The organism is Deltaproteobacteria bacterium CG11_big_fil_rev_8_21_14_0_20_42_23, assembly GCA_002796345.1.
GTDB lineage: Bacteria > UBA10199 > UBA10199 > 2-02-FULL-44-16 > 2-02-FULL-44-16 > 1-14-0-20-42-23.
The window spans coordinates 1-11,057 of the sequence record PCXC01000056.1 but is presented as its reverse complement, the minus strand read 5'-3'; the positions used below and the strand labels follow the sequence as shown (position 1 = coordinate 11,057).

The following is an 11,057-nucleotide window of genomic DNA, read 5'->3' as shown; positions in this document are numbered from 1 at the left end:
ATCGGGCAGGATATTCCCCGGGCCAACGCGTATATCAAGAGCATGTTCGTGGATGTGATCCGGATGGTTCCGATAGCGAAAGACGGCGGGTATTATGAAGCACAGGGATAAGTGAACCTCACCAAGCTGATGAGGTTCACTGTTCCTGTAAATGGCGTCCCCAACGGGATTCGAACCCGTGTCGCCGCCGTGAAAGGGCGGTGTCCTTGGCCTCTAGACGATGGGGACATTTACTGCTTTCCTGTGAGCCGCCTGGGACTCGAACCCAGGGCCACCGCCTTAAAAGGGCGATGCTCTACCGACTGAGCTAGCGGCTCGAAAGATCAGAAAGGTTGAATTGTTTCAAGAACTTTCCCGTGGCGGGCAGCTGCTGCTTTGGGCCCATGATCTCAAGTGGCGCGGTTAGTAACAAAGCTCATTCTGCTTGTCAACAGAACCCTTTATAATTTTTTCAATTGACAATTTCGTTGTAAGACACGAGTATCCCCGAAATTTTTAACATTCTTTTTAAGGAGGAAAAGATGGCAAAAGAAACATTGGTAGTAGTGTCGAAAGTAAAAGAATACCTTAAGAGCAAAGGATGCTCTACTTCAGATACAGCAGTTAATGCTCTTTCTGATGCACTCCGCGAACTTTGCGACAAAGCAGCTGCCCGCGCTAAAGACAACGGTCGCCAAACAGTTAAAGACCGCGACATTTAGCATTTAGTTTTTTAATTCAAGCAAATCAGAAAAGCCTATTCACGTTCGAGTAGGCTTTTTTAATTTTCCTTCCACAAGATTTTTCCAAACCCCTTGTCAATTTGTTTTCTCTCTGCCATAAGGCCATTCACAAAGGAGAGATAATGCCTATTAAACCTGATGTCTGGATTCGAAAAAATGCAAACGAACTGGGAATGATTGAACCGCTTGCCGAGAAACAAGAGCGCGGGGGAATTTCTTACGGGGTTGGTTCTTACGGTTATGATTTTCGTATCGGAAATACCTTCAAAATTTTTCAGCCAAAGGCGGGAAGTGTAATAGATCCTAAAAAAATTGATGACGCGCAATTCGTAGAACACATCGGTGAATACTGCGATATTCCACCGCACACTTTTGTGCTCACGCAAACCATAGAATATTTCCGCATTCCGCGCGACATTCTCACCATCTGCACGGGCAAATCCACCTATGCCAGATGCGGCATCATCATCAACGTTACGCCATTCGAGCCAGAGTGGGAAGGCTATGCAACCATCTCCATCACCAACACAAATGCAGTCCCAGCGCGCATTTACGCGGGGGAGGGTATAGGCCAGCTAATTTTCTTGCAGTCTGATGAGACATGTGAAATTTCGTATGCGGATAAAAAAGGGAAATACCAAGCCAGCAAAAACATCACGCATGCAAAAGGGCACGGATAAATTTAGCAGAGGAATCATGGCTCCGAAAACATACAAAATTGATCGAAAAGAAAAAATGAGCTTGTGGGAACGAGCTTGGCTTCCAGAAATTTTGTGCGGCATGCTTATCACTGGCCGTCACTTCCTCAAAAATCTTCTTCGCACGCAAGAAATGATCACCATCGAATATCCTGAAGAAAAAAAACAGCTTCCTCCAGGCTACCGTGCCGAACATCGCTTGATGCAACGTGAAGACGGCGAAGTGCGATGTACTGCGTGCATGCTGTGTTCCACCATTTGCCCAGCTCGTTGCATTGAAATTGTTGCCGAAGATGTTGGCGACAATGTGATTGAAAAACGCCCCAAAATTTTCAACATCAACGAACTTCGCTGCGTAGTTTGCAATTTATGTGTAGAAGCCTGCCCATGTGATGCCATCAGGATGGACACTGGCCGTTTTGAAAATGCCAGCTTCGACAGAGCAACCGCCATCTACGACAAAGAAAAATTGTTGAGCAACAAAGCCGACGGAGCAAGTAATCTTTCAGCTGGGCTTTATTAAATTAGCTTAAGGTGTCATCATGAGGAGTGTAACGACGTGGCCTGCCTGCCGGTCAGGCAAGGTGATCTCCTCGGTCAATTGTCAGAGGAGATCCTTCCTGCCCGTCCGGCAGGCGGGCGTTTCTCTCAGGATGACAAAGAGTAAGAATTTAAAACTAAAAACGAGTAACTACCAACTTCAAACTACACTCCATGAAAGATTACTATCAAATCTTAGGTGTTCCCAAAAGTGCTACTCAGGCTGAAATCAAAAATGCCTACCGTCGCTTAGCGAAACAACATCACCCCGATGTCAACAAAGGCGAAAGCAAAGCTGAAGAAAAATTCAAAGATATTTCAGAAGCCTACAATCTTCTCTCCGATCCCGAAAAAAGAAAACAATACGACCTCTTCTCGCAAGGTGGCTATGGTGGCGGCTTTCAAGGCGCTCCTGGTGGAGGTTTTGGGGGCTTCGGCGGATATGGTGGTGCGGGCGGCGCTACAAACGTGGAATTTGGAGACTTCGGCGATATCTTCGAAGAACTGTTCAACATGGGTGGAGTTAAACGCGGCCAACAACGCTACCGCTCGCAAACTCAACATGCACAAGCAGTTAAGGGCGACGATACCAATGTTCAGCTTGAAATTAGTTTTTTCGAAGCCGTTGAAGGCAGTACTAGAAAAATTTCCATCAAGCGAAATGGAAAAGTTGAAAACATCACCGTAAAAATTCCTGCCGGTGTAAACAACGGATCAAAGGTTCGCGTTGCAGGAAAAGGACAATCTGGTCAGCACGGCGGAAAAGATGGAGATCTCTTTCTCACCATTCAAGTGGCATCACATCCACAATTTTGGAGAGAAGGTGCAGACATCTACTGCGAAATGCCAGTCACCATTTACCAAGCTTTGTTAGGCGGAAGCATCACGGTGCCCACCATAAGCGGCCAGGCGCAAATGAAGATCCCAGAAGGAACTGCCAGCGGCCAAAAGTTTCGCCTCAAGGGAAAAGGTGCACCTGTGTTAGGAAAAACTGATCGTGGAGACGAATACATTATCATCAAAATTGTCCCGCCCAAAAAAATCTCAAAACCTCTTCGCATCGCTCTAGAAGAACTAGCTGAAAAACATCCTTACACTGCAGAAGAAGTTTAAAATTCTTGGCAAATTCGCCTCTTTAGTACCGTACTCTTCACTTTACAAGAACACTCCTTTGCGCCATAAGGGCAGCGTTTTTATGGTTTAGGAGGCAATATGGAAACTACATATCTTGTAGCCGCAAAACGTTCGCCCATAGGAAGTTTTGGAAAAGCACTCAGCTCGCTCACAGCTCCTCAGTTTACCGCCACTGTTTTTGAAGCGTGCCTCAAATCAGCAGGCGTTGCGCCAGAAACAATAGATCAAGTTATTTTAGGTTGTGTTTTACAAGCGGGCATTGGCCAAGCCCCGGCCAGACAAGCAATGCTGGCAGCTAACATTCCGCCGCACGTTGCAGCACTCACGGTGAACAAAGTGTGCAGCTCGGCATTAGTTGCCATCATGTTAGCAGATCAGAGTATTCGTCTTGGCGAAAGCCAACTTATCGTAGCTGGTGGAATGGAATCCATGAGCAACGCTCCATACCTTTTGCACAAAGCAAGATTTGGAATTCAACTTGGAAATACTGAGCTTGTTGATGAGATGATACACGACGGTCTTTGGGACCCTTATTCAAATGAGCACATGGGTCAGTTGGCAGAAAAGTGTGCCGAAAAATTTTCTATCACGCGCGAGGCTTCAGATACTTTTGCTCTCGAAAGTTACAAGCGAGCGCAAAGTGCGATAGAACAAGGTTTCTTTGCCGATGAGATTGTTCCTATCACCATAAAAAGCAAACGAGAATCAACAGTTTTTAAAGATGATGAAGAACCTTTCAAAATAAAACCTGAAAAAGTTTCTTCACTCACACCAGTGTTCAAACGAGATGGAACAATCACTGCAGCAAATGCCTCATCTTTAAGTGACGGTGCAGCTGTAACACTACTGGCTTCAGAAAAAGCAATCGCCGAACACAAACTCATTCCAATAGCTCGCATTGTTGCAAGTGCTACCGCCTCGCAAGATCCAGCCTGGTATACAACAGCGCCTGTGAGTGCAGTGAATGCTGTGTTGAAAAAAGCAAACTTAAGCATTGCGGACATCGATCTTTTCGAAATCAACGAAGCCTTTGCTTGTGTTACCATAACCGCAATTAAAGAATTAAAACTAAATCCTGAAACCGTAAACATTCATGGCGGCGCCGTAGCACTCGGTCATCCTCTTGGATGTACTGGCGCAAGATTAGTAACCACACTTGTGCATGCGCTGAAACGAAAAAAGTTGAAACGTGGACTCGTTGCCCTTTGCAACGGCGGCGGAGAAGCAACGGCGATGATTCTTGAAATGGTATAAAAATGAATAAAATAAAAAAAATTGGTGTGGTTGGGGCAGGGCAGATGGGGGCTGGTATTGCGCAAGTATTTGCCATGAAAGGTTTTGAAATTACACTTCAAGATATAAGTGAAGAACAATGTAAAAAAGCCTTAACCGGTATTGAAAAATCACTCACTAAACTTGCTGAAAAAAAGAAAATTACTCAAGAAACTGCACGCCAAGCTTTAAACCTCATAGCCACCACAACTTCCCTTGATGATCTTAGCCATGTTGATTTTGTAGTGGAAGCCGTAACCGAAAACCTAGAATTAAAATCGCGCATTTTTTCTGCACTCGATCGAATTACACAAGAGAACATTATCTTAGCTACAAACACTTCCTCTATTTCCATTACAAAAATTGCAGCTGCGACAAACAGAAAAGACAAAGTGATTGGCATGCACTTTATGAATCCTGTTCCCATTATGCCTGGCGTTGAAGTAATAAGTGCCGATGAAACAAGCAAAGAAACTGAAAACTGCGTTTATGATCTCGTAAACATTTTAGAAAAAACACTCATCCGTTCAAAAGACAGAGCGGGTTTTGTGGCCAACCGAATTCTCATGCCCATGATTTTAGAAGCTATCTTGGCATTAGAAGAAGGTGTAAGCGAAAAAGAAGACATCGATAAAGGCATGGTCACATGCTGCAATTTTCCCATGGGCCCACTAGCCCTTGCCGATTTCATTGGGCTCGATACCTGCGCTTCCATCATGAACGTAATGGCAGACGGCCTGCAAAACCAGCGATACCGCCCACCAGCGCTGTTACAACGTTTGGTGAAAAAAGGAAAGTTAGGGCGAAAATCGGGTGAAGGATTTTATAAATATGAACTATAAATATCTACAACTTTCAGAACAGACGCAAACCTGTACCGTTACCGTAAATCGTCCCGAACAACTCAATGCTTTGAACGAAGAAGTGTTAAACAATTTGGCTGATTGTTTTCTTGCTTTGAACGAAAACAAAAATATTCGCAGCATTATTCTCACCGGCGCCGGAAACAAAGCCTTTGTTGCAGGCGCAGACATCAAAGCCATGAGCACCATGAAACCAGAACAAGCCATGGCCTTTGCAAAGCTTGGCCACAAAGCCATGAACGCCGTTGCAGCATGTTCGCACCCCGTCATTGCAGCAGTGAATGGTTTTGCCTTGGGTGGCGGCTGCGAATTAGCGCTTGCTTGCGATTTTATTTATGCTTCCGATAACGCCGTCTTCGGATTGCCAGAAACAAAGCTTGGCCTCTATCCCGGATTTGGCGGCACTCAGCGGCTTACACAACTTGTGGGAATAGCCAAAGCAAAAGAACTCATTTTCAGTGCAGCTCAATTAAAAGCTGAATGTGCTCTTGCTGTTGGCATTATAAATAAAATATTTCCTCAAGATCAACTTCTGGAAGAAGCACTCAAAGTTGCAAACACTATCAATACCAACGGCCCACTTGCAGTAAGTCTGGCAAAAAAAGTTTTACACGAAGGCCAATCGCTTCCATTGCAAAAAGCTTTAGAAAATGAATGCGAACATTTTGCCCAACTTTTTAAAGACGAAGATCACCTTGAAGGGCTCACTGCTTTTATCGAAAAACGAGAAGCAAACTTTACGGGAAAATAATTTACTTTTTAGATGAGGATGAAATGGATTTTCAATTAAACGAAGAACAATTACTCTTGCAACAAACCATGCGCGATTTTGCAAAACGCGAAATTGCCCCACATGCCGCAAAGCTAGATGAAAGCAGCACATTCCCAACAGAGAACATTAAAAAAATGGCAGAGATGGGAATTATGGGCATGATGGTTCCTCACGAACTTGGCGGCGGAGGCATGTCTACATTAGATTATGTGATTGTGCTGGAAGAAATTGCAGCAGCTTGCGCATCCACAGCTGTTACCATGTCCGTAAACAATTCGCTTTACCTCACATGTCTTATGCACTTTGCAAATGATGCCCAAAAGAAAAAGTATATCCCAGATTGGGCGAGTGGAAATAAACTTGGTGCCTATTCACTTTCTGAACCAGGCTCTGGTTCAGATGCAGGCGCACTTCGCTGCCAAGCAGAAAAAAAAGGCGACAAGTATTTTTTAAATGGAACCAAAAATTGGATTACCAACGGACCAAATGCAGATGCAATTATTGTATTTGCACGAACAAGCACCGATAAACACAAAGGCATTTCAGCCTTTATTGTTGAAAAAAATTACCCTGGTTTTCAGATTGGAAAAATTGAAAAAAAATTAGGCATTCGAGCCAGCTCAACTTCTGAACTCAATTTCAAAAACTGTGAAGTGCCTGCAGAAAATCTCTTGGGCGCTGAAGGTGACGGATTTAAAATTGCCATGGCCACATTGGATGGTGGCAGAATTGGCATTGGAGCTCAGGCTCTAGGTATTGGCAGAGCTGCATTTGAAGCTGCAACAAAATATGCAAAAGAACGAGAAGCCTTCGGAAAAGTGATTGCCGATTTTCAAGCCATCCAATGGAAAATTGCAGACATGGCCACAAAGCTAGATGCTGCAAGACTTTTAATTCACCGCGCAGCATGGTTGAAAAGCGAAGGAAAAAATGTTGGAAAAGAAGCAGCGATGGCAAAATTATTTTCATCCGAAGCTGCAAACGATATTACTCGCGATGCCATTCAGGTATTGGGCGGCTACGGCTACAGCAGGGAATATCCCGTTGAACGATATTTCCGTGACGCAAAAATTACCGAAATTTACGAAGGCACCAGTGAAATCCAACGCATAGTCATTTCACGCGCGGTGTTTAAAGAGTTGGTTTAATAGTTCAATAGTGCGATGGTGCTTGGTACTTAGTACTAAGTGCTTTGTTTGTCATCCTGAGTGTAACGAAGGATCTCCTCTGACAATTGACCGATGAGATCACCACGTCGCTATGCTCCTCGTGATGACAAAGAATCGTGAAAATCTGAGAACAAAATATGATTTCAAAAGACAAAATAAAAAAGTGGAAAGAGGAACTTGTTGAACCTACCATAAAGAAACATGCTGAACGCCATGCAGAGTTCACAACGCTTTCTTCCAAGCCCATCAAACGTCTTTATACTCAAGCTGACATCGAACATCTTGATGAAGAAAAAGATTTGGGCTTGCCAGGAGAATTTCCCTACACGCGTGGAATTTATCCCACTATGCATCGCGGTCGTTTGTGGACCATGCGGCTTTTTTCTGGTTTTGGAACTGCCGAAGAAACAAACAAAAGATACCGCTATCTTCTCGAACATGGACAAAATGGTTTATCAGTTGCTTTCGATTTCCCAACCCTGATGGGCTACGATTCAGACTCCAAGCGCTCTCACGGTGAGGTAGGTTTGTGTGGTGTTGCTATCGATAGCTTGGCAGACATGGAAACCTTATTCGATGGCATTCCACTCGATCAGGTTACAACATCCATGACCATCAACGGACCAGCTGCAGTTTTGCTGGCCATGTACTTAGCGCTTGCCAAAAAGCAGGGTGTTGCTTGGGATAAAATCGGCGGAACAGTTCAAACCGATTGCCTCAAAGAATTTATTGCGCAACATTCGTGGGCGTTTCCTCCTAACCCATCAATGCGCGTTGTGGTAGATATGATCGAATTTTGCGCACAAGAAGTTCCACGTTTTCATCCCATTTCCATTTCAGGGTATCATATTCGCGAAGCGGGTTCTACCGCAGTGCAAGAACTTGCCTTCACGTTGTCAAATGGTTTTACCTATGTGCAAGCCTGCAAAGAACGCGGCTTAGATGTTGACACAGTTGCAAGACGTTTTTCATTTTTCTTCAATGCTCACAGCGACTTCTTCGAAGAGATTTGCAAATACAGAGCTGCCAGAAGAATTTGGGCTAGAGTGATGAAAGAAAAATACGGCGCCAAAAAAGAGACCTCACTTATGATGCGCTTCCACACTCAAACTGCGGGCTGCTCACTTACAGCGCAACAACCATACAACAATATTACACGCACAACGCTTCAAGCACTTTCTGCAGTTTTAGGCGGAACACAATCGCTGCACACAAATGCACTTGATGAAACCTTAGCGTTGCCAACAGAATTTTCAGCGCGCATTGCATTGCGCACGCAGCAAATTATTGCACACGAATCTGGTGTAACAAATACCATCGATCCACTTGCAGGTTCCTATTTCGTTGAAAAACTCACAGACGAAATGGAAGAAGAAGCAATGGCCATCATCAACAAAATTGAAGATATGGGTGGCATGTTGAAAGCGATTGATATTGGTTATCCACAAAAGGAAATTGCTGACGCAAGCTTTACGTATCAAAGACAAATTGAAAAAAAAGAAAAAATTATTGTCGGTGTCAATGACTTCATCAGCGAAGATGAAGGAGAACCAGATATTTTGCGGATCGACGAAAGTGTTAGAGAAAAACAAGTTGCCAGAATTGCAGCCATGAAAGCAAAACGAAATCAAGCTGAAGTGGAAAATACACTTCAAGCTTTAAAAAATGCATCCATCAATAATCAAAATGTAATGCCAGCACTTGTCGACTGCGCTCTTGCTTACTGCACCGAAGAAGAAATGATGAGCACCATGAAAAGTGTGTTTGGCGAATACAACGATCCCGGAATTTTTTAAGAAATGAAACTATGAAAAAAATTAGAATACTCGTCGCAAAACCAGGCCTAGACGGCCACGACCGCGGTGCAAAAATTATAGCTCGCGCACTTCGTGATGCAGGTTACGAAGTCATCTACACTGGCTTACACCAAACTCCCGAACAAATTGTTGCAGCTGCCATTCAAGAAGATGTGCACGCCATTGGCATCTCTATTTTATCTGGCGCGCACATGTATTTGTTTAAAGCCGTGATGGATTTGCTCAAAGCCGAAAAATCTGACGACATCAAAATTTTCGGCGGTGGCATTATTCCACAAGATGACATCGAACAATTAAAAGCCCTTGGAGTTTCAGAAATTTTTACTCCAGGAACACCCATTGATGACATCACCAATTGGGTTGAGAAAAATGTAAAATGATTCGGTAAAGATTTTTTAACTTTATTTTTCATTCTCATTTTTTAGTTTTGTCATCCTCGCGAACGCGGGGATCCAGATATTTAAACAATTTATCGTTATTCATGACATTGTAAAAAAGAATTGTGGATCCCCTGCCTGTCCGGCAGGCAGGCCTGGTCTAGCCAGAGGATGACAAAAAGAACAAACCGCCAAGTACTAAATACTATCGCACTATCGTACCAAATAAGGAGGAACCATGAGAGACGTTTATGTAGTTGCCGCTGGTGTATCGAAGTTTAAAAAAGCAAGGCCTGATAAAACCTTTCAAGCCATCGTAGATGAAGCGGTGAAATATGCCATCAACGATATGGGCATCGATTATCCAAAGTTTTTGGAAATTGTGGATGGCTCAGTTGCTTCTTATTTTTCTGATCACTTCACGCGTCAGCTGATGGCAGGCGTAATGTGCCAAGATTTTTTGGGCCTCTGTCCAAAACCTTCGCACCGCGTTGAAGGCGGCGGAGCCACGGGTGGTCTGTCTTTCCAGGAAGGCTGGAAAAATATTGCATCGGGCCATATGGATACATGCCTCATTTTTGGTTTCGAAACCATGAGCCATGTAAACACTTGGAAGGGAAATGAATTCATCGCACTTGCTTCCGATGTAAGTTTCGATTTTCCCGTCGGCGGATTTTACTCAGGCTACTACGCCATGATGGTAACACGTCACATGCAAGAATTTGGAACAACTGTAGAGCAACTTGCAGCGGTTTCGGTAAAAAATCACAACAATGCTTTTCATAATCCTTACGCGCAAAAGCAAATGAAGCTCAGCATTCAAGATGTGCGCAATGCACCAATGGTGGCTTGGCCATTAACACGACTTGATATTTGCACCATGAGCGACGGCGCTGCAGCGGTAGTGCTTGCAAGCGAAGAGGGCGTAAAAAAATTAGAAGCTGCCGCAGGAAAAACTTTGCCAAAAGCAAAGATCACCGGCATCGGCCGTGGCACAGACGCCATGCGTATGTCCGATCGGCCTCACAAAAAAGTTCCACTGCTTCCAAACGAAACTGAAGCTGATTACAAAAATTTAGATTACCCTGGCATTCACTCTTTCAGAGCTGGCAGATGCGCATCAATTCAAGCTTACAAGATGGCAGGCATTACAGATCCGCTAAAAGAAGTAGATTTTGTCGAGCTTCACGATGCCTACACCTCATCTGAAATTCAAACGTACGAAGATATGGGATTGTGCAAATACGGTGAAGGCGGAAACTTTGCCACTTCAGGAAAAGCCCACATGCCAGGCATAGATTACGGAATGAAGTTTGAATACGAATCCGAATGCCCAGTGAATCCGTCTGGCGGCCTTATTGCGTGCGGACATCCCGTTGGTGCAACAGGTTTAATGCAAGCAACCTTTGCTTACTGGCAATTAACAGAAAAAATTGAAAAACATTTTGCCGACGCCAAACTTCAAGTAAAAAACGCAAAACGAGGCGTCATTCATTCTCATGCAGGAACTGGAACGTATGTTACGGTGAGTGTGTTGGAGAAGTGTTAGTACGATGGTAGAATGGTACCTGGTACTTAGTGTTTGGTACTTTAGCTTCTTTTGTATAATTTTGTTTTTTGTCATCCTCGCGAACGCGGGGATGTGGATTCACATTCGAAGTGCAACACTTGGTTCAAGAAGACCTCAGCAGGA

Annotated in this window: 11 protein-coding genes and 2 tRNA genes; 11 read left to right on the top strand and 2 right to left on the bottom strand. The window is 44.1% G+C overall.

Features of this window, described 5'->3' with window-relative positions:
- Positions 1-152: 152 nt before the first annotated feature.
- A tRNA-Glu gene (locus COV43_06765) sits at positions 153-228 on the bottom strand.
- 16 nt (positions 229-244) lie between these two features.
- Positions 245-317 (bottom strand) — tRNA-Lys (locus COV43_06760).
- Positions 318-521: 204 nt separating this feature from the next.
- Between COV43_06760 and COV43_06755 the strand changes: the two genes are divergently transcribed.
- The 11 genes from COV43_06755 to COV43_06705 all read left to right on the top strand — a co-directional run bounded on the left by COV43_06755 (position 522) and on the right by COV43_06705 (position 10,913).
- A complete protein-coding gene (locus tag COV43_06755) occupies positions 522-701 on the top strand; it encodes a hypothetical protein (GenBank protein ID PIR25155.1) in 180 nt (59 codons plus the stop codon).
- Between the two features lie 143 nt (positions 702-844).
- Positions 845-1,402, top strand: a complete 558-nt coding sequence (locus tag COV43_06750; GenBank protein ID PIR25154.1) for a dCTP deaminase — start codon at positions 845-847, stop codon at positions 1,400-1,402.
- Positions 1,317-1,943, top strand: coding sequence for an NADH-quinone oxidoreductase subunit I (locus COV43_06745; protein PIR25153.1), 627 nt, complete (start codon positions 1,317-1,319; stop codon positions 1,941-1,943). The genes COV43_06750 and COV43_06745 overlap by 86 nt, the downstream gene beginning before the upstream one ends.
- A gap of 191 nt (positions 1,944-2,134) precedes the next feature.
- Complete coding sequence (locus COV43_06740) at positions 2,135-3,073, top strand: hypothetical protein (GenBank protein PIR25152.1); 939 nt, start codon at positions 2,135-2,137, stop codon at positions 3,071-3,073.
- Between the two features lie 99 nt (positions 3,074-3,172).
- Positions 3,173-4,348, top strand: a complete 1,176-nt coding sequence (locus tag COV43_06735; GenBank protein PIR25151.1) for an acetyl-CoA C-acyltransferase — start codon at positions 3,173-3,175, stop codon at positions 4,346-4,348.
- 2 nt (positions 4,349-4,350) lie between these two features.
- Complete coding sequence (locus COV43_06730; protein PIR25150.1) at positions 4,351-5,208, top strand: 3-hydroxybutyryl-CoA dehydrogenase; 858 nt, start codon at positions 4,351-4,353, stop codon at positions 5,206-5,208.
- Positions 5,198-5,980 (top strand): hypothetical protein, encoded by a 783-nt coding sequence (locus COV43_06725; GenBank protein ID PIR25149.1) that lies wholly within the window; start codon positions 5,198-5,200, stop codon positions 5,978-5,980. The genes COV43_06730 and COV43_06725 overlap by 11 nt, the downstream gene beginning before the upstream one ends.
- Positions 5,981-6,003: 23 nt before the next feature.
- Positions 6,004-7,149, top strand: a complete 1,146-nt coding sequence (locus COV43_06720; protein ID PIR25148.1) for an acyl-CoA dehydrogenase — start codon at positions 6,004-6,006, stop codon at positions 7,147-7,149.
- A gap of 158 nt (positions 7,150-7,307) precedes the next feature.
- Positions 7,308-8,966 carry a methylmalonyl-CoA mutase gene (locus tag COV43_06715; protein PIR25147.1) on the top strand — a complete coding sequence of 553 codons (1,659 nt, stop codon included), beginning with the start codon at positions 7,308-7,310 and terminating at the stop codon, positions 8,964-8,966.
- A gap of 11 nt (positions 8,967-8,977) precedes the next feature.
- Entirely contained in the window at positions 8,978-9,367 is a 390-nt protein-coding gene (locus COV43_06710) for a methylmalonyl-CoA mutase (protein PIR25146.1), read from the top strand.
- A 235-nt stretch (positions 9,368-9,602) separates the two neighbouring features.
- Positions 9,603-10,913 carry an acetyl-CoA acetyltransferase gene (locus tag COV43_06705; protein PIR25145.1) on the top strand — a complete coding sequence of 437 codons (1,311 nt, stop codon included), beginning with the start codon at positions 9,603-9,605 and terminating at the stop codon, positions 10,911-10,913.
- Positions 10,914-11,057: the final 144 nt, after the last annotated feature.